The 18,006-nt window shown below is 66.3% G+C and carries 15 protein-coding genes; 5 read left to right on the top strand and 10 right to left on the bottom strand.

The window, feature by feature from the left end:
• Positions 1-8: 8 nt before the first annotated feature.
• Positions 9-1,349, bottom strand: a complete 1,341-nt coding sequence (gene glnA / locus ACFRAH_RS08055; protein ID WP_377967323.1) for a type I glutamate--ammonia ligase — start codon at positions 1,347-1,349, stop codon at positions 9-11.
• A gap of 242 nt (positions 1,350-1,591) precedes the next feature.
• Between glnA and panB the strand changes: the two genes are divergently transcribed.
• Complete coding sequence (panB, locus tag ACFRAH_RS08050) at positions 1,592-2,497, top strand: 3-methyl-2-oxobutanoate hydroxymethyltransferase (protein ID WP_377990384.1); 906 nt, start codon at positions 1,592-1,594, stop codon at positions 2,495-2,497.
• Between the two features lie 42 nt (positions 2,498-2,539).
• Here panB and ACFRAH_RS08045 read toward each other — a convergent pair whose 3' ends face one another.
• Complete coding sequence (locus ACFRAH_RS08045; protein ID WP_377990383.1) at positions 2,540-2,704, bottom strand: SPOR domain-containing protein; 165 nt, start codon at positions 2,702-2,704, stop codon at positions 2,540-2,542.
• 124 nt (positions 2,705-2,828) lie between these two features.
• On the opposite strand from ACFRAH_RS08045, the gene map reads away from it, so the two are divergent.
• The 3 genes from map (at position 2,829) to ACFRAH_RS08030 (ending at position 5,836) form a co-directional block, all read left to right on the top strand.
• The gene (gene map / locus ACFRAH_RS08040; protein WP_377990382.1) at positions 2,829-3,707 is read left to right on the top strand and encodes a type I methionyl aminopeptidase; all 879 of its coding nucleotides are present in this window, start codon (positions 2,829-2,831) and stop codon (positions 3,705-3,707) included.
• An 81-nt stretch (positions 3,708-3,788) separates the two neighbouring features.
• On the top strand, positions 3,789-4,592 hold the full coding sequence (ppgK, locus tag ACFRAH_RS08035) for a polyphosphate--glucose phosphotransferase (protein ID WP_377990381.1): 804 nt from the start codon (positions 3,789-3,791) through the stop codon (positions 4,590-4,592).
• Between the two features lie 152 nt (positions 4,593-4,744).
• On the top strand, positions 4,745-5,836 hold the full coding sequence (locus tag ACFRAH_RS08030) for a LacI family DNA-binding transcriptional regulator (protein WP_377990380.1): 1,092 nt from the start codon (positions 4,745-4,747) through the stop codon (positions 5,834-5,836).
• A 19-nt stretch (positions 5,837-5,855) separates the two neighbouring features.
• Here ACFRAH_RS08030 and ACFRAH_RS08025 read toward each other — a convergent pair whose 3' ends face one another.
• The 7 genes from ACFRAH_RS08025 to ACFRAH_RS07995 all read right to left on the bottom strand — a co-directional run bounded on the left by ACFRAH_RS08025 (position 5,856) and on the right by ACFRAH_RS07995 (position 13,670).
• Positions 5,856-7,337 carry a glycoside hydrolase family 32 protein gene (locus tag ACFRAH_RS08025; RefSeq protein WP_377990379.1) on the bottom strand — a complete coding sequence of 494 codons (1,482 nt, stop codon included), beginning with the start codon at positions 7,335-7,337 and terminating at the stop codon, positions 5,856-5,858.
• A gap of 32 nt (positions 7,338-7,369) precedes the next feature.
• Positions 7,370-8,272, bottom strand: a complete 903-nt coding sequence (locus tag ACFRAH_RS08020) for a carbohydrate ABC transporter permease (protein WP_377990378.1) — start codon at positions 8,270-8,272, stop codon at positions 7,370-7,372.
• An 8-nt stretch (positions 8,273-8,280) separates the two neighbouring features.
• Positions 8,281-9,267 (bottom strand): carbohydrate ABC transporter permease, encoded by a 987-nt coding sequence (locus ACFRAH_RS08015; RefSeq protein WP_377990377.1) that lies wholly within the window; start codon positions 9,265-9,267, stop codon positions 8,281-8,283.
• On the bottom strand, positions 9,264-10,685 hold the full coding sequence (locus ACFRAH_RS08010; protein ID WP_377990376.1) for an extracellular solute-binding protein: 1,422 nt from the start codon (positions 10,683-10,685) through the stop codon (positions 9,264-9,266). The genes ACFRAH_RS08015 and ACFRAH_RS08010 overlap by 4 nt, the downstream gene beginning before the upstream one ends.
• Before the next feature lie 282 nt (positions 10,686-10,967).
• Positions 10,968-11,540: a transcriptional regulator NrdR gene (gene nrdR, locus ACFRAH_RS08005; protein WP_377990375.1), complete on the bottom strand. Its 573-nt coding sequence runs from the start codon at positions 11,538-11,540 to the stop codon at positions 10,968-10,970.
• A 128-nt stretch (positions 11,541-11,668) separates the two neighbouring features.
• Positions 11,669-13,045, bottom strand: a complete 1,377-nt coding sequence (gene hisD, locus ACFRAH_RS08000; protein WP_377990374.1) for a histidinol dehydrogenase — start codon at positions 13,043-13,045, stop codon at positions 11,669-11,671.
• Between the two features lie 67 nt (positions 13,046-13,112).
• Positions 13,113-13,670 carry a hypothetical protein gene (locus ACFRAH_RS07995; RefSeq protein WP_377990373.1) on the bottom strand — a complete coding sequence of 186 codons (558 nt, stop codon included), beginning with the start codon at positions 13,668-13,670 and terminating at the stop codon, positions 13,113-13,115.
• A 192-nt stretch (positions 13,671-13,862) separates the two neighbouring features.
• Here ACFRAH_RS07995 and ACFRAH_RS07990 point away from each other — a divergent pair, with 192 nt between their 5' ends.
• Positions 13,863-14,321, top strand: coding sequence for a flavin reductase family protein (locus tag ACFRAH_RS07990; RefSeq protein WP_214854164.1), 459 nt, complete (start codon positions 13,863-13,865; stop codon positions 14,319-14,321).
• A gap of 76 nt (positions 14,322-14,397) precedes the next feature.
• Here the strand turns inward: ACFRAH_RS07990 and dnaE are convergent, their stop codons facing one another.
• Positions 14,398-17,955, bottom strand: coding sequence for a DNA polymerase III subunit alpha (dnaE, locus tag ACFRAH_RS07985; protein ID WP_377990372.1), 3,558 nt, complete (start codon positions 17,953-17,955; stop codon positions 14,398-14,400).
• Positions 17,956-18,006: the final 51 nt, after the last annotated feature.

The raw sequence follows: 18,006 nt of genomic DNA, 5'->3' as shown, positions 1-18,006 counted from the left end.
GCGGCCGCCTAGAGTATGGCGAGGTTGCGCTGCAACTCATAGGGGGTCACCTGCAGGCGGTAGTCCTGCCATTCGGCACGCTTGTTCCGCAGGAAGTGCTCGAAGACCTGCTCGCCGAGGATCTGCGGCATCAGTTCCGAGTCCTCCATGGCACGGATGGCGTCATGCAGGCTGGCGGGAAGGGGGTCATGCCCCATCGCCCGGCGCTCCGCGGAACTCAGCGACCAGATGTCGTCCTCGGCCGCCGCGGGCAGTTCGTAGCCCTCCTCGATGCCCTTCAGTCCCGCGCCCAGGAGCACGGCGTAGGCCAGGTAGGGGTTCGCGGCCGAGTCGATGCCGCGGTATTCGATCCGGGCGGACTGTCCCTTCCCGGGCTTGTACAGCGGGACCCGGACGAGGGCGGAGCGGTTGTTATGGCCCCAGCTCAGGTAGCTGGGTGCTTCTCCCCCGCCCCAGAGGCGCTTGTAGGAGTTCACGAACTGGTTGGTGACCGCGGTGAATTCGGGGGCGTGCTTGAGGATGCCGGCGATGAACTGGCGCGCGGTCTTGGAGAGCTGGAACTCGGCTCCGGCCTCAAAGAACGCGTTGGTGTCACCTTCAAAGAGCGAGAAGTGCGTGTGCATGCCGGAACCCGGGTGCGCGGTGAAGGGCTTGGGCATGAAGGTGGCGTACGTGCCCTGCTGCAGTGCCACCTCCTTGATGACGGTGCGGAACGTCATGATGTTGTCCGCCGTCTGCAGGGCGTCCGCGTAGCGCAGGTCGATTTCGTTCTGGCCCGGGCCGGCCTCGTGGTGGCTGAACTCCACGGAGATGCCCACGGATTCCAGCATGGTCACGGCGGTGCGGCGGAAGTCCTGGGCGACGCCGCCCGGGACGTGGTCAAAGTAGCCGCCCTCGTCCACCGGAACGGGTGAACCGTCCGGGCCGGGCTCCTGCGACTTGAGCAGGTAGAACTCGATCTCGGGGTGCGTGTAGCAGGTGAACCCCATGTCTGCTGCCTTAGCCAGGGTGCGCTTGAGGACGTTGCGGGGATCCGCTGCCGAGGGCTCGCCGTCGGGCGTGAGGATGTCGCAGAACATGCGGGACGTCTGCTCAGTCTCGCCGCGCCACGGAAGGATCTGGAAGGTGGACGGATCCGGCTGCGCCAGCATGTCCGACTCGAAGACGCGGGCCAGGCCTTCGATGGCCGAGCCGTCGAAGCCAAGGCCCTCGTCGAAGGCGCCCTCGACCTCGGCGGGCGCCAGCGCCACCGACTTGAGCGAGCCCACGACGTCGGTGAACCACAGGCGCACAAAGCGTACGTCGCGCTCTTCGATCGTGCGCAGGACAAACTCTTGCTGGCGGTCCATGAAGCCTCTTCTCCGGTCTACGTCCATGCCCCGGTCCGTCCTCGACGGAGCAGGAGCAGCTCACGAATCACTTTACTAAGCATTTAGGCGTGATGCTGGCGGAGCTACGCCGCGTAACACAGCGTTAACACGCAACCGGTGGACGGCAGGCCGAAGGCGGGCCCGCCCGCTATGACGCGAATCACCCGGGATGGGGTGGCGGCCGGTGGCTAGCACGGCGGCTCGCGGACTACGCTCTTGCCATGGCCTCAACCAGCAGTCCCGATTCAAGCATGTCCGCTGAAGTACCTGCACCCTACGGGAACGGCCCCGCGGCAGCTGCGGCGCCGCCGTCGGAATCCGCAAAAAAACCGCTCGCCCGGATCCGCACGCACCACCTGCAGCAGGCCAAAACCAGCGGCGAACGCTTCGCCATGCTCACGGCGTACGACCAGTACACGGCTGAGATCTTCGACCAGGCCGGCATCGAGGTCCTGCTGGTGGGCGACTCCGCATCCAACAATGTCTTTGGCAACGAAACCAGCCTTCCAGTGACCGTCGATGAACTGCTGCCGTTGTGCCGTGCGGTCGCGCGCACCGCGAAGCGTGCCCTGGTGGTGGCGGACCTCCCCTTCGGCAGCTACGAGGTGTCACCGCAGCAGGCCGTGGCCACCGGCGTGCGTTTCCTGAAGGAAGGCCTGGCGCATGCAGTGAAGCTCGAAGGCGGCAAGTTCTACGCCGACACGGTCAGGGCAATGGTCCAGGCGGGAATTCCGGTCATGGCGCACATCGGCTTCACGCCCCAGAGCGAGCACTCCCTGGGCGGCTACCGCGTGCAGGGCCGGGGCGACGACGCCGCGCGGCTTGTCGAGGACGCCGCGGCGCTGGCCGATGCCGGCGCGTTCTGCGTGCTCATGGAAATGGTTCCCGCCGAGACGGCAAAGGCCGTGGACAGCGCCATTGCAGTGCCCACCATCGGCATCGGCGCGGGCAATGCCACCACCGGACAGGTTCTGGTCTGGCAGGACATGGCCGGGCTCCGCGGCGGCAGGATGGCCAAGTTCGTCAAGCAGTACGCGGACCTCCGTACCATCCTGGGTGACGCCGCCAAAGCCTACGGCGACGATGTCCGCTCGGGCCAGTTCCCGGGCCCCGAACACTCCTTCTAGAACAGGACGTTGCTTCCAGAACGGGGGCATTCCCTGCCAGGGTCAGTCGTCGTCGCCCTTTTCCCAGGATTCATTGCGCGCCTTGACTTTCTCGAGCGCGTGTTCCGCCTCTTCCCGGGTCTTGTACGGACCGATCAGCTGGCTCCAGTCCGACATCGCATCTTCCTCGACCTGGTGGGTGTTGACGTTGTACCAGTACTCGGGCATCGGGGTTCCTCGCTTTCCGGGTGGCGGCAGGCCGCCGCCGTGATCCACGTAACTTAACCCGCAACGGTTACCGCCGGGCGCATTAATTTACATGGCGTTCTGCACTGCCTTATATGATCAATCTATGCCTTCCTTAGCCTCGACCGCACCCACCGGCACGCTTACTCCGGGAACCATCAGCGCCCAGCGTCCGGTTCCCGCGTCGATCCCGCGGCCGGAGTATGTCGGCAAGCCGGCACCGGCGAAGTTCACCGGGTCAGAGGTCAAGTCGCCGGAAACCATCGAGAAGATCCGGGTGGCCAGCAGGATCGCCGCCCAGGCCATCGCGGAGGTCGGCAAACACATCCGGCCCGGCGTCACCACCGACGAACTGGACGGCATCGGCCACGAGTTCCTGCTGGACCACAACGCCTACCCGTCCACACTGGGGTACCGCGGCTTCCCCAAGTCACTGTGCTCCTCCCTGAATGAGGTCATCTGCCACGGCATTCCGGACAGCACGGTGGTGCAGGACGGCGACATCATCAACATCGACATCACGGCCTTCATCGGCGGGGTCCACGGCGACACCAACCACACGTTCCTCGTGGGCGATGTGGACGAGGAGTCGCGGCTGCTGGTTGAACGGACCAGGGAGTCCCTCAACCGCGCCATCAAGGCCGTTGCCCCCGGCCGGCAGATCAACGTCATCGGCCGCGCCATCGAGTCCTACGCCCGGCGCTTCGGCTACGGCGTGGTCCGTGACTTCACCGGGCACGGCGTGGGCGAGGCCTTCCACACCGGACTGATCATCCCGCACTACGACGCCGCGCCCGCCTACAACACCGTGATTGAACCCGGCATGGTGTTCACCATCGAACCCATGCTGACCCTTGGCACCATCGAATGGGACATGTGGGCGGACGACTGGACGGTGGTCACCAGGGACCACAAGCGCACCGCGCAGTTCGAACACACGCTCCTCGTCACCGAATCAGGTGCCGAAATCCTCACCCTTCCCTGACGCCAGGCAACCGCCCGCGTCATTGACGGCAACTCACCCTTGCCCAGCCCGAGCCCCTACCCTGCCACGAACGGAATCCCATTGGCCAAGAAGGACGAAAAGACCCGCAAGAACGCCCCGCTGATCGGCATTGACATCGGCGGCACCGGAATCAAGGGCGGCATCGTAGACCTGAAGAAGGGCAAGCTGATCGGCGACCGTTTCCGGCTGGCAACGCCTCAGCCTGCCACGCCGGAAGCGGTGGTCGAGGCGGTGGCCAAGGTCGTCGAAGAACTCCAGGCACGTCCCGACGCCCCGGAAGCCGACAGCCCCATCGGTGTGACCTTCCCCGGCATCATCCAGCACGGCGTGGTCCACTCGGCCGCCAACGTGGACAAGAGCTGGCTCAACACGGACATCGACGCGCTGCTCACGGCACGCCTGGGCCGCCCGGTGGAGGTCATCAACGACGCCGACGCGGCCGGCCTGGCCGAAGCCCGGTACGGTGCGGGCGCGGGAATCGGCGGCACCGTCCTGGTCATCACGCTCGGCACCGGCATCGGGTCCGCGTTCATCTTCAACGGCCACCTGGTGCCCAACGCCGAGCTCGGCCACCTGGAGATCGACGGCTTCGACGCCGAAAGCAAGGCATCGGCGGTGGCCCGCGAACGCGACGGCCTCAGCTGGGAAGAGTACAGCGTACTGCTGCAACGTTACTTCTCGCACGTCGAGTTCCTCTTCTCCCCGGAGCTGTTCATCGTCGGCGGCGGCATCTCCAAGCGCGCCGACGAGTACCTGCCGCACATGAAGCTGCGCACGCCGATTGTTCCGGCTGAGCTGAAGAACGAAGCCGGCATTGTGGGCGCTGCCCTGGAGATCGCCGTCAAGCACGAACTCGCGAAATAGACCCGCCAAGCAGAAATCCCGAAGGCGGCAGACGGTATGTCTGCCGCCTTCGGCGTGTCCGCTGCGTCTGCCCGCAAGGGTCCGGACACAGCTCACACGAGTTAGGTAAACTGCAGCAAAGCAGTGAATTGCATACAACAAAGGATGGGCCCATGAAGCGCAAGGCCACCGCCCTCGACGTCGCCAAGCTGGCAGGCGTCTCGCGCAGCGCCGTGTCGCTGGTGCTGAACGGCCGCGGCAACGGCAACGTGGCGCTCGAAAGCCAGCAGCGGATACGCGATGCGGCCGCGGCGCTGAACTACTCCCCCAACAAGATCGCGCTGAGCCTGCGCAACCAGCAGTCGCGGGTCATCGGAATCGTGTCGGACCAGGTGGTCACCAGCCCGTTCGACGGCAACATCATTGCCGGTGCGGATGCCGTTGCCCGGGAACACGGTTTTGTCACCGTGGTCATGGATACGGAGTTGGACGAGTCCCGCGACGAAAGCGCCGTCGAAACCCTGTTGGACCGCCAGGTGGATGGCCTGATGTACGTGACCGTGGGCCTGCGTCCCCTGCATGTGCCCCCGAACATGGCCCGGGTCCCGTCGATCCTGGCCAACTGCTTCGATGACCGGCCGAACGCCGGACTGCCGGCCGTGATCCCCGACGAGGTCCGTGGCGGCCGGGAAGCGGCCGGCCACGTGATGGGCCTTGGCCACCGGGACATCGCCTTCCTCGCCGGCGACTCCCTGACCCCCGCCGCGCCGCGCCGGATCGAGGGCTACCGCGAGGCCTTCAGCGCCGCGGGGTTGCCTGTCAATGAGGACCGCGTCCTACAGGTGGGCTGGGACATCGACGCGGGGTTCCACGGCGCCATGAAACTTCTCGACGGCGTGGAGCCAGCGGACCGGCCCACCGCCATCCTGTGCGCCAACGACCGCCTGGCCATCGGCGTCGTGCTGGCCTGCTACCGCCTGGGACTGAGCGTTCCGCAGGACGTTTCGGTGATGGGCTACGACGACGAATTCCGCGTCGCCAAAACCATGGTCCCGGCGCTCAGCACCATGGCCCTGCCGCTTCGGGAGATGGGGGCGGCGGCCATGACGGCGCTGCTCGCCGAGGTCGGGTCCGTCCCGGGCGGCGGGCCCGACGACGAGGGGCCGGGTACCGCTGCCGCCGGTACCGCCGCCGCAACCGAGACGATGGTTCCCTGCCAGCTTGTGGTCAGGGACTCCACCGGCCCGGTCCCGGCCGGGCGCTGACCCTGCCGGTCCGGAGAAGCTAGACGGGCCGCGCGAGTTCCCAGACGTCGGCCTTTGTTCCTGCCGGAAGGCGCAACTGCCATTCCTCGCCCGCAGCCGGGTAGGCGCGGACCGTCGTCGCGACGGAGCCGGTACGGTAGACCTCCACCAGCGAGGCATCCACGAACATCCGCAGCTCCTCCCCCGGCTGGACGGTCCCGCTGAACACCGTCTGGGTGCTGCCGTTGCCAACCAGCAGGAGTTCGATGGCGGTGTCCCCGCCGCCGGCGCCAGGGGAACCACCGGCGGAACCCGCCGTCACTATGGCCTCGGCAAACGCCGGCAGCGTCACTGCCCCGGAAGCCTGGCTGGCCCGCTGCGCCCCACGGTAAGCGTCGATCTCAGGGGCCGGGCTGACCGCCAGGGCACCGTCCACCACCGAAAGCTCGCGCGGGAACGTCAAGACCCCCGCCCAGCCGGCGGCATCGATGTCGTCCTGGCTGCGGCCGCGGCGTCCGTCACGGCCCGGGCCTTCGTTGGCCCATCCCCACAGCAGTGCCCGGTCCTCCAGCGCCACCACCTGCGGGGCGTAGAAGTCGCGGCCGAGGTCCGACTTGCCACCGGCCCGGGGAGTGAACACGGGCAGGCCGGTCGCCGGGTCTTCGGTCAGCGACCCACTCAGGTGGCCCACGCCGTTGGCGTGCTCGTGCGCGTCTCCCGAGAGCCAGAGCGAGAACATCATCAGCCAGGTCCCGGATTCCGAAGAGGTCCCGGAGTCCGCGGACGTCCCGGCACCCCCGGCCGCATCAGCAGCATCCGGCACCCGCACCAGCTGCGGGCACTCCCAGATCTCGGCCGGGGTGAACTCCGAGGCCACGGGGTTTTCGGACGTCAGCCAGATGCCCTGATATTTCCAGTCGGACATGTCCTCCACGGTGTACAGGAGCAGCGCGGCGTGCCCGGTGGCCAGCCCGGCGCCCTGTATGGCGTACCGCCTGCCGTTGAACATGAAAATGAACGGGTCCCGTACCGCGGTCACCAGTCCGTCCGCGGGCATCGTAGCCGCCACATGGCCGGTCTGCTCCCAGCGGACAAGGTCCTCCGACCCGCGGGCGATGACCACCTGTGAGTGACCCCCGTCGCTGCGGACGCCGGAGTACGCGGCGGTGGGAACACCGCCGTCGTCCGTCACGACACCCGTCCAGCAGCCATACTCGTCCGGGCCCCCGTCCTGCGGGCGGAGCGCCACGGGGTGTTCCTCCCAGCGGACCAGGTCCGCCGAACTCACGTGGCCCCAGGCGATCTTGTGGTGCCTGGCCGAGTCCGGGTTGTACTGGAAGAAGACGTGGTAGCGGCCGTTGATGAAGCTGATGCCGTTGGGATCGTTGATCCAGCCCTGGGCCGGGCGCGCGTGGAACCGGGGGAAGGCGGCGTCGGGGTGGGTGTCGGCTACGTCGTCACAGTGGACCGTGTTGACGTGGGCTGTGTTCAAGTGAACGGCGGCGAGGTCCGGGGAGCGCATGGCGGGCCTTTCGGGGCTTATAGGAGGAGAGGTTATTTGCCAGTGCCGGCCGTGAGGCCGTCCTGCAGTGCGCGCTGGCCGAAGATGAAGACCACCAGCGCCGGAATCATGGACAGGACCACACCCGCGAGCACCACGGAGATGCTGCCCGTGCCGAGGTTGCCCTGGAGTGAGACGAGCCCCAGCGGGAGGGTGAAGTTCTGCTCGGAAATGGTGAGGATGAGCGGGCGGAAGAACTCGTTCCAGTGGAAGTTGAAGGCGAGGATTCCCACAATTGCCATGCCGGGCACCGCCAGGGGCGCATACACCGAGCGGAAGGTACGCCACGGGCTGGCCCCGTCAATCGAGGCTGCTTCGGCGAGTTCGGCCGGGAGCCCCATGAAGTACTGGCGCATCAGGAAGGTGCCGAACGCCGTCGGAATGGCCGGCAGGATCAGCGCGAGCAGCGTGTCGGAGAGGCCCATGCCGCGGATCAGCATGAAGACGGGCACGATCGTCACCTGCACAGGCACCATCATGGTGGCCAGCACGATCGAGAACAGCGCCCCGCGGCCGCGGAACTTCAGGTGGGCGAACGCGTAGCCCGCCAGTGCTGCGGAGATCATCTGGCCTACTGCGATCAGCCCGGTCACCAGGGCGCTGTTGAGCACAAGCAGGAAGATGTTCAGCCGCTGGAAAACTTCCCCGTATGAGGTGAAGTCCGGGTTCCAGGGGATGAACGACGGCGGCAGCTTGAAGGATTCCGACGGCGAACGCAGCGACGTGGACAGGGTCCACAGCACGGGGCCCAGCGTCAGGGCGGCCGCCAGCAGCAGCAGGAGGACACGGACGGCGAAGCTCCAGTTGAAGCTCTTCCGGTTGGGCGTCGTTACGGGGAGGCCTTCGGACAGCCGGGGCGAATGTCCGGCCAGGCCGTGGTCAGTTGTGGTTGTCATGGCTGGCCTTACTGGTAGAAGACGAATCGCTTGCTAAGCCGGAACTGTGCGGCCGTGATGGCCATGATAATCAGGGTGAGCAGCACGCCGATCGCGGACGCCTGGCCGAATTCGAGCCGCTGGAATGCCGATTCGAAGATCACCATGACCGCGGTCCGGGTGGAGTCGCCGGGGCCGCCGCGGGTCAGCACGTAGGGCTGGTCGAACACCTGTAGGGCGCTGATGATGGCCATCACTGAAGCCACCAGCGTGGTGGGGCTCAGCAGCGGCAGCGTCACATGGAGGTGCTTTCGCCAGCCGGTGGCGCCGTCTATCGAGGCCGCCTCGTAGGTCTCCACGGGAATGGACGCCAGGCCGCCGATGAACAGCAGGAAGGAGAAACCGAAGTTCTGCCACACGTAGACAAGGATCACGACGGCGGCGGACCCGCCCGGCGTGGTCAGCCAGGGCACCGCGGGGATGCCGACGAGGGACAGGAACCAGTTGACCACGCCGAACTGTTCATTGAAGAGGTACCGCATGAAGATGGACACCGAGGCGGCGGAGAGGATCAGCGGGAAGAAGAAGGCGGAACGGAAAAACACGCGCAGCCACGCCGGCATCTTTTCCTGCACCATGACGGCCAGCGCGAGGGCGAGGCCGAGCTGGAAGGACACAGCCACCACCACGAACACGATGGTGTTCAGGAAGGAGACGCGGACGGTGGGGTCCTGGACCACTTCGGAGAAGTTGTCGAAGCCCACGAATGTTGGTGCCGAGATGATGTCCCAGCGGAAGAAGGCCAGGATCACGGAGGCCACGATGGGGATCAGCGTGAACAGGCCCATGCCGAGGATGGTGGGGGCCAGGAAGATCCAGGCCAGCCAGCGCTGGCCGTGCCTGTCGTTGCTTCCGCGTCGGGTCCCGGCGAGCTGGGCGCCGTCGGCGCGGGCAGCCGTACCCGTCCGGCCGGCATCCCGCTTCGGCCGCTCCCGCGGCGGGGTGGTGGTGCTCATGACTGCCTCCTCAGGGCAAGTTCAAGGTCACGTTGCATGGAGGCGAGGGCCTGCTTGAGCTGCTGCTCGTCTCCGCTGACTGCGAGCGATACGTTCTTCATCAGGGCCGTTTCGACGGCGGCCTGCTGGGGCGGCGCCGGGATGGGGCCGGTGGTGGGGAAACGGTCGAGCGTGTCGTAGAAGACCTTCCAGTGGGCGGGCCCCTTGCCCGCATACAACTGTTCGTTGACCATGGAACGGCGTGCCGGCGTCGTTATCGGGTTGGGGAAAATCAGTTCCATGGCCTCGCGGCTGGAGCTGAACTTGATCCATTCCCAGGCGGCGTCTTTGTCCTTTGCGGTCTTCATGATCGCGTAGCCGGCGGTGCCGAACTGGTGGCGCTGGGTCTTCCAGCGGGGGAAGAACTGGACGTCGAAGTCGTTGGCGCCCATGCCCGCCTCGTGCAGGCCCTGCACCCAGTAGCCGCCGGCGGGTGTGGTCCCGATGCGGTTGGAAGCGAACAGTCCCACCAGGGAGCTGCCGCCGCCTTCCTCCGGCCGGACGCCCAGGCCGTCCTTGACCAGCCCGCGAAGGTAGTCGAAGGACTCGAACACGCGGTCGTCGTTGGCGTTGGGTTCCAGCCACTGGTAGCCGCCGGAGCGGAGGCTGCGGGAGGGGTCCTTGGCGTAGAAGCCGTCCCAGAGCCATTCGCCGCCTGCAGACCTGGTCTCCTTGAGGAAGCTGGTGTCGTTGGCGTAGAGCCATGGCACCACGCCGCCGAAGAGCCGGTTGGTCCAGTAGTAGGGCGTGAAGTCCGAACTCCGGGCTTTGCGCATCGCGGCCAGGCTGTTGCGGAAGTCGACGTGCGTCCAGTCGTCCGCGGGCCGGTCAAGCCCTGCCTGCGCAAAGGCGGCGGTGTTGTAGTACATGTTGGCGGCGTTCCAGTCCATGGGCAGCTGGTAGAGGCTGCCCTTGTACATGAAGGCTTCCACCAGGCTGGGGTGGACGTCATCGAAGAACTCCCGCATGTCCGCGGCGTCGCGGCGGACGTACTCGTCCAGCGGGTGGGCGAGCTTTTCCGCGAACAACTGGGCGCCCTCGGTGGCCACGTAGACCACGTCCGGCGGCGTTCCTGCGGCCACCATGGTGAGGATCTTGGTGAAGAAGTCTTTCCAGTCCACGGCCTGGATGGCCTGGACCTTGACCCTGATCTCCGGGTGGAGCCGGGTGAAGGCGTCGATGGCGCGCTGGCGGGCGGCGGCGTCCGCGGCGGTGCCCATGATGGCGATGCTGAGGCTGTTGTCTCCGCGGCCCGGAATGTCCGTGCCGGAGAGCCGCGGCCACGACGCCACGGTTGCTCCGATGATTCCCGCGCCGAGGGCACCAAAGGCGGTACGGCGGGTGATTTCCCGCAGGTGCCCGTTTGTGGCTTCGGTCATGTTCATTTCCTTCCTAACACGTGTTAGGAACTGTAGAGGACCGACCTAACACGTGTCAAGCGTCACATGGGTCGGCATAAGAGGAGCATGCCCATGCACCGTGAGTCGCGTCCCGGCGGCACCACAGGTTGGAGCCCCCGCGAAAAACCTCCGGGCAAGGCAGAAGCACCCGACCACAGTCCGGTCGGGTGCTTCTGTCGCTTAATGCATCTGCCGCTTGCGGCGTTTCCACTGGAGCCGGTGGCGGCTGCGGCTTCCCCTCCGCTGCCGCCACCGGAGACTTTAGAGCGTACTCTTGGCGGCGTTCTTTTCTTCCGGGCTCTTGGCCGCGGCGCCCTTGTCCTCGGGGCTCTTGCCGGCGGAACCCTTGCCTTCACCCTTGGTGGTTGCCGCTTCCCTGGCTTCGACGTCGGACTCGTGCCGGAGCAGGGCAATGGCGGACTCGAAGTCCTCGAGTGATTCAAAGGCCTGGTAGACGCTGGCGAAACGAAGATATGCCACTTTGTCCAGCTTCTGCAGCGGGCCCAGAATGATCAGGCCAACCTCGTGGGCGTCGATTTCCGCCGCCCCGGAGGCGCGGATGTTCTCTTCGACTTCCTGGGCCAGCATGGCGAGGTCGTCCTCGCTGACGGGCCGGCCCTGGCAGGCCTTGCGGACGCCGTTGATCACTTTGCTGCGGCTGAACGGTTCGCCCACGCCGGAGCGCTTGATCACGGACAGGCTGGTGGTTTCCACGGTGGTGAAACGGCGGCCGCACTCGGGGCACTGCCGGCGCCGGCGGATGGCGGAGCCGTCGTCGGCCATGCGGCTGTCCACGACGCGCGAGTCAGGGTTGCGGCAGAACGGACAATACACGTTGCTCCTCCCCCGTTCCTTTTCCGGCCAGTGTTAAAAGACGCTTCCGGGACCAGTTTACGGCGACATATGGGTGAATAACAAGCCTGTAATTACTACATGTAGTAGCCGGCCACTACATGTAGTGGTCAGCGGCCCGCTTGGAAGCGGACGGTGACAGCGTCACCGTGCGCCGGGAGGTCCTCCGCGCCGGACAGGCTGACAATGTGCCCGCTGACCTGCCCCAGTGCCGCTTCCGAGTAGTTGATAACCTGGATGGCCCGCAGGAACGTGGTGACGTTCAGTCCGGAGGAAAACGCAGCCGTGCCACTGGTGGGAAGCACATGGTTGGAGCCGGCGCAGTAGTCACCGAGGCTGACCGGGCTGTAGTCGCCGACAAAGATGGCACCCGCGTTCCGGATCCGCGCCGCCACGGCGGGAGCATCCGCAGTCATGATCTCAAGGTGTTCGGCCGCGTACGCGTCGCATGCCGCGATGCCCTGGTCGAGATCGTCAACGAGCACGACGCCGGATTGCGGGCCGGACAGCGCCTCGCGGACACGCTGGCTGTGCTTGGTGGACGCCGCCTGCAGTTCCAGCTCCTCACGGACGTCCGCGGCGAGCTGGAGGGAGTCCGTGATCAGGACCGAGGCGGCCTTGGGGTCGTGCTCGGCCTGGCTGATCAGGTCTGCGGCAACGAATGACGGACGGGCGGTGGAGTCCGCGAGGATGGCGATTTCGGTGGTGCCCGCCTCGGAGTCGATTCCCACCACGCCCTTGACCAGGCGCTTGGCCGTGGCCACGAAGATGTTCCCGGGCCCGGTCACGACGTCGACCGGTTCCAGGGCGGGGGCAGCAGCCTCACCGGGCACACCGTAGGCGAAGGCGGCGATGGCCTGCGCCCCGCCGATGGCGTACACCTCGTCGATCCCCAGCAGCGCCGCGGCGGCAAGGATGGTGGGGTGCGGAAGACCGCCAAAGTCCTTCTGCGGCGGCGAGGCGAGTGCGATCGACTCCACGCCTGCGGCCAACGCGGGAACCACGTTCATGATCACGGAGGACGGGTAGACCGCCAGGCCGCCGGGAACGTAGAGGCCCACGCGTGCCACGGGCACCCACTTCTGGCTCACCACTGCGCCGTCACCCAGGGAGATGTCGACGTCGGCCGGGCGCTGCCCGTCCGCGAAGCGACGGGCGCGGCTGATGGACTCTTCAAGCGCCGAACGCACGGCCGGGTCCAGGCCCTCCAGGGCTGACTGGAGTGCCTCGGCCGGAACACGCGGGTATGCCTGTTCCACGCCGTCGAACGTCCGGGCGAAGTCCGCGAGGGCGGCAAAGCCGCGCTGGCGGACGGCGGAGATGATGTCGGTGACCTTCTGTTCGGCGTCCGCGACTGTCTGCTGCCGTGCCCGGGGCACCGCCTCGCGGAGTTCGGCCAGGCTGAGGCTGCGGCCGCGCAGGTCGACGGTGCGGAAGTCGACGGCGGGGGTATTCGGGCGTACAGGGCTGTCCGGAGAAGTGGTCACCGGTTCATTTTACGCGCCGCGGCCCACGTCCCTGTCGCCTGTTACCTCCGGCTGGTACCGCGGTCAGCTACTGCCACGTGCGGGCGTCATCCGCGTCGTGGTCCGCGGAGGTGCGCAGCAGGCCGATGATGCGCAGGACGAAGAAGCCGGCGGCGACAGCCGCGGGCCACAGGACGAGGACGGTCAGGGACCGCAGCGAGAACGCAACACTGGCGTTGGCCGAAGTGTCCTGCGGACCGCCCAGCCAGCCGCCAGCCAGCACCCCGGTCTGCCAGGCGAGGACAGCCGCAGCGGCGCTGGCGGCGACGGAGAGCAGCAGCAGCCGCCGCGTCCCGCCGTCGCGCCGGCCGGACAGCAGCACGGCCACCAGGCAGCCCGCAAACACAAAGAGCCCGGCCAGCACCAGGTCCCGGGGCAGCCAGCCCTCGGTGTTGGTTCCGGATGCCAGCGCGGCGTTTCCCGAAATGAGGTTCTGCCCGCCCGGGGCCAGGAACCACCAAAGGAGCCCGGCCGGAACGCCGGCTGCCAGGATTCCCGCCACCCAGACCCACTCCCGGCGGGGACGCCTGCGTGCGCCCCGGGCCTCGTCGGAGGTGCTGACCGGAGGGGATGCGGGCTGGATCATGAAGAAACGCTAACAAATGTGGCCGTCAAATGTTGGCCGGGACTCTGCGACACATCGCTGCCAGGCACTGGACTGCCGCATCGGGCCGGAAGCCCAATAGTCTTGTAGTAGAGCACAATCGGCACGGATAAAGCAGGGAGATCGATTTCAGTGACGTCAGATGATGTCGCCTTCGAGGGCACGTTCAAAGAGATGTTCCGCCGGCATGCTGCAGGCGTTGCCATCATCACGGTGAACTACGACGGCGTCCCGTACGGCTTCACGGCAACCTCTGTTGCCTCGCTTTCCGCCAAGCCGCCGCGCTTCACCTTCAACATGGCGCGCAGTTCCAGTTCGTGGCCGGCGGTGGCCAACACCACGTACATCGGCGTGCACATGCTGGGCCTGGAGAACCAGGAACTGGCCGACCGCTTCGCGCGCACCAAGGAACGCTTTGCCGGCGACCACTGGGCCCACGGACCCCATGACGTGCCTGTGCTCAAGGACGTTGCGGGCTGGCTGATCGGCAAGATCCAAATGCGCCTGTCCTTCGAGAACAACGCTGTGGTGGTGGTCGAGGTGGTGGAAGGGCAGGTCGGCGAGGACGGCACGCCGCTGCTGTACCACTCCGGAACCTACGGCCAGCCGGTTCCGCTCGACTACGAAATCTAGGCGTCGACGAGCGGACCCTTCGCGGCCGGGACGGGATTTAACCTAGGCGCCAGGGTTGCCCAGGCGTCGCGGCAACCTAGGCGTCCAGGCAGGCCGGGCCCAGCAACACCTTGAGGTCTCCGAACAGCGACGGGTTCGGGTTTACCCGCAGGTGCACGGGTAGTGCCATGACCTCGATGCGGCTGTCGCCCTGCAGGTTCACCCGGACCTCGGAGTTGCCCCGGTGGTTCCGCAGCACGTCCCCCAGTTCCGTGACAACGGCCTCGGTGGCCTTGTGCGTGGGCATGGTGATCACCAGGGGCCCGTTGGTGCCCTGGCTGAGGTCGGGGACGGAGAGCTCCATGCAGTTCAGGGTCACGGCACCGTCGTCGCGCCGCTGCAGCCGGCCCTTGACCACCACGATCAGGTCCTCGGCGAGAACCGAAGCGATCGGGCCGTAGACCTGGCCAAAGAACATGACCTCCATGGAACCGCCGAGGTCCTCGATCTCCGCCCGGGCGTAGGCATTGCCGCTGGCCTTCGCGATCCGGCGGCTCAGCGAGGTGATCATGCCCGCGATGGTGACGATGGCGCCGTCGTGCGGCCCGTCCTCGGCGATGATCGAGGTGATGGACTGGTCGGCGTGCTGGCTCAGGACCCCTTCCAGGCCCTGCAGCGGATGGTCCGAGACGTACAGGCCCAGCATGTCGCGCTCAAACGCGAGCTTGTCCTTCTTCTCCCATTCCGGCAGGTCGGGGATCTCGATGCTCAGCGACGATTCGGACTCCGCCTCATCGAAGCCGGCAAAAAGGTCGAACTGGCCGATGGCCTCGTTGCGCTTGAGGGTAATGACCGAATCGATCGCTTCTTCGTGGACCATGGCCAGCGCGCGGCGGTGGTGGCCGAGGGAGTCAAAGGCCCCGGCCTTGATCAGGGATTCGATGGTGCGCTTGTTGCAGACCACGGCCGGGACCTTCATGAGGTAGTCCTTGAAGGAGCTGTAGGCGCCCTCTTTTTCGCGGGCGGCCACCATGGCCTCGACGGCGTTGACGCCGACGTTGCGGATGGCGCCCATGCCGAAGCGGATGTCCTCCCCCACCGGGGTGAAGTTCAGGGCTGACTCGTTGACGTCCGGCGGCAGCACCGTGATGCCCATGCGCCGGCATTCGTTGAGGTAGATCGCGGACTTGTCCTTGTCGTCACCCACCGAGGTCAGCAGCGCGGCCATGTACTCCGGCGCGTAGTGCGCCTTCAGGTAGGCCGTCCAGTACGAAATCACGCCGTACGCGGCCGAGTGGGCCTTGTTGAAGGCGTAGTCGGAGAAGGGCAGCAGGATGTCCCACAGGGTCTTCACGGCCTCCATGGAGTAGCCGTTGTCCTGCATGCCCTGCGAGAAGCCGGCAAACTGCTTGTCCAGCTCGGACTTCTTCTTCTTGCCCATCGCGCGGCGCAGGATGTCTGCCTGGCCCAGCGAGTAACCGGCCAGCTTCTGCGCCACGGCCATAACCTGCTCCTGGTACACGATCAGCCCGAACGTGCCGCCGAGGATGTCCTCCAGTGGCTCCGCCAGCTCCGGGTGGATCGGGATGACGTCCTGGATCTTGTTCTTGCGCAGGGCGTAGTCCGTGTGCGCGTTGGCGCCCATGGGGCCCGGCCGGTACAGCGCGAGCACCGCGGAAATGTCCTCGAAGTTGTCAGGCTTCATGAGCTTCAGGAGGGAGCGCATGGGCCCGCCGTCGAGCTGGAACACGCCCAGCGTGTCACCGCGGGCGAGGAGCTCGTACGAGGCCGCGTCATCCAGCGCCAGGGTTTCGAGGTCCAGGTCGACGCCCCGGTTCATCTTGATGTTTTCCAGGGCGTCGGAAATGATCGTGAGGTTTCGCAGCCCCAGGAAGTCCATCTTGATCAGGCCGAGGCCCTCGGACGTCGGATAGTCGAACTGGGTGATGACCTGGCCGTCCTGGAAGCGGCGCATGATCGGAATCACATCGATGATGGGGTCCGAGGACATGATCACGCCGGCGGCGTGCACGCCCCACTGCCGTTTCAGGCCCTCAATGCCGAGCGCGGTCTCGAAAACCTTGGCGGCCTCGGGGTCGGTGCTTATTAGCTGGCGGAAATCGCCCGCCTCGCTGTAGCGCTTGGCCTCCTTGTTCTGGATGTCGGCCAGCGGAATGTCCTTGGCCATCACGGCCGGCGGGAGCGCCTTGGTCAGCTGCTCGCCCATGCTGAACGGGTAGCCCAGCACGCGCGAGGAGTCCTTGAGGGCCTGCTTGGTCTTGATGGTGCCGTAGGTAACGATCATGGCCACGCGCTCGTCGCCATACTTACGCGTGACGTAGTCGATGACTTCAGAGCGGCGCCGGTCATCGAAGTCGACGTCGAAGTCAGGCATGGAGACACGGTCGGGGTTGAGGAAGCGCTCGAAGATCAGGCCGTGGTGCAGCGGATCAAGGTCGGTGATGCGCATGGCGTACGCCACCATGGAACCGGCACCCGAACCACGCCCGGGACCCACCCGGATGCCGTTGTTCTTGGCCCAGTTGATGAAGTCGGCCACCACGAGGAAGTAACCCGGGAAGCCCATGGAGGTGATGACGTCCAGCTCGTAGTCGGCCTGCTTACGGACCTTGTCCGGGATGCCCTGGGGGTAGCGGTACTGGAGTCCCTTGTCGACTTCCTTGACCAGCCAGGACGTTTCGTCCTCACCCTCGGGGCAGGGGAACCGGGGCATGTAGTTGGCGCCCGTGTTGAAGGACACCTCGCACCGCTCGGCGATCAGGAGCGTGTTGTCGCACGCGTCCGGGTGGTCGCGGAACAGCTCCCGCATTTCCTGCGGCGACTTCAGGTAGTAGCCGCTGCCGGAGAACGCGAAACGGGAGCCGCCGTTGTCGTAGGTGGGTTCCAGGAGGGTGGAGCCGGACTGGATGGCGAGCAGGGCCTCGTGCGCCTTGGCGTCGTGTTCGTGCGTGTAGTGGAGGTCGTTGGTGGCCACGAGCGGGAGGTTCAGCTCCTTGGCCAGCCGCAGGAGGTCGCCCGTGACCCGGCGCTCAATGTCCAGCCCGTGATCCATCAGTTCGCAGAAGTAGTTCTCCGCGCCGAAGATGTCCCGGAATTCAGCGGCGGCTTCTACGGCCTCGCGGTACTGGCCCAGGCGCAGCCGCGTCTGGACCTCTCCGGAGGGGCAGCCGGTGGTGGCAATCAGCCCCTCGGAGTAGGTGTTCAACAGCTCCCGGTCCAGGCGGGGCCACTTGCCAAACACCGAATCCAGGGAGGCGATGGACGAGGCCCGGAACAGGTTCCGCATGCCCGCGTTGTTGTAGCTCAGCAAGGTCATGTGGGTGTAGGAGCCACCGCCGGAGACGTCGTCCTTGCGCTGGCTCTCTTCGCCCCAGCGGACGCGGCTCTTGTCCCCGCGGGCCGTACCGGGGGTCACATAGGCTTCGACGCCGATGATGGGCCTGATGCCCTTGTCCGTGGCCTTCTTCCAGAAGTCGAAGGCACCGAAGAGGTAGCCGTGGTCGGTGGTCGCCAGGGCAGGCATCCCCAGCCGCTCGGTTTCGTCGAACAGCTCACCGAGCCGGGCGGCGCCGTCCAGCATCGAGTACTCGGTGTGGGTGTGGAGATGTACGAACGAGTCATTGCTGAAAGTCACCGGACCATTCTAGTGCCGACCCCCTGACAATTGATGTCGGCGTGCCGCTGG

Origin of the sequence: Arthrobacter sp. NPDC056727, assembly GCF_042790555.1 — a bacterium.
In the GTDB taxonomy this organism is placed as follows: domain Bacteria; phylum Actinomycetota; class Actinomycetes; order Actinomycetales; family Micrococcaceae; genus Arthrobacter.
This window is presented reverse-complemented; position numbering and strand designations above follow the sequence as displayed.

What these genes read in the sequence shown, in the direction of transcription:
- glnA (WP_377967323.1), bottom strand. Translation starts at nt 1,349, where the DNA reads ATGGACCGCCAGCAAGAGTTTGTCCTGCGCACGATCGAAGAGCGCGAC.
- panB (WP_377990384.1), top strand. Translation starts at nt 1,592, where the DNA reads ATGGCCTCAACCAGCAGTCCCGATTCAAGCATGTCCGCTGAAGTACCT.
- ACFRAH_RS08045 (WP_377990383.1), bottom strand. Translation starts at nt 2,704, where the DNA reads ATGCCCGAGTACTGGTACAACGTCAACACCCACCAGGTCGAGGAAGAT.
- map (WP_377990382.1), top strand. Translation starts at nt 2,829, where the DNA reads ATGCCTTCCTTAGCCTCGACCGCACCCACCGGCACGCTTACTCCGGGA.
- ACFRAH_RS08030 (WP_377990380.1), top strand. Translation starts at nt 4,745, where the DNA reads ATGAAGCGCAAGGCCACCGCCCTCGACGTCGCCAAGCTGGCAGGCGTC.
- ACFRAH_RS08025 (WP_377990379.1), bottom strand. Translation starts at nt 7,337, where the DNA reads ATGCGCTCCCCGGACCTCGCCGCCGTTCACTTGAACACAGCCCACGTC.
- ACFRAH_RS08020 (WP_377990378.1), bottom strand. Translation starts at nt 8,272, where the DNA reads ATGACAACCACAACTGACCACGGCCTGGCCGGACATTCGCCCCGGCTG.
- ACFRAH_RS08015 (WP_377990377.1), bottom strand. Translation starts at nt 9,267, where the DNA reads ATGAGCACCACCACCCCGCCGCGGGAGCGGCCGAAGCGGGATGCCGGC.
- ACFRAH_RS08010 (WP_377990376.1), bottom strand. Translation starts at nt 10,685, where the DNA reads ATGACCGAAGCCACAAACGGGCACCTGCGGGAAATCACCCGCCGTACC.
- ACFRAH_RS07995 (WP_377990373.1), bottom strand. Translation starts at nt 13,670, where the DNA reads ATGATCCAGCCCGCATCCCCTCCGGTCAGCACCTCCGACGAGGCCCGG.
- ACFRAH_RS07990 (WP_214854164.1), top strand. Translation starts at nt 13,863, where the DNA reads ATGTTCCGCCGGCATGCTGCAGGCGTTGCCATCATCACGGTGAACTAC.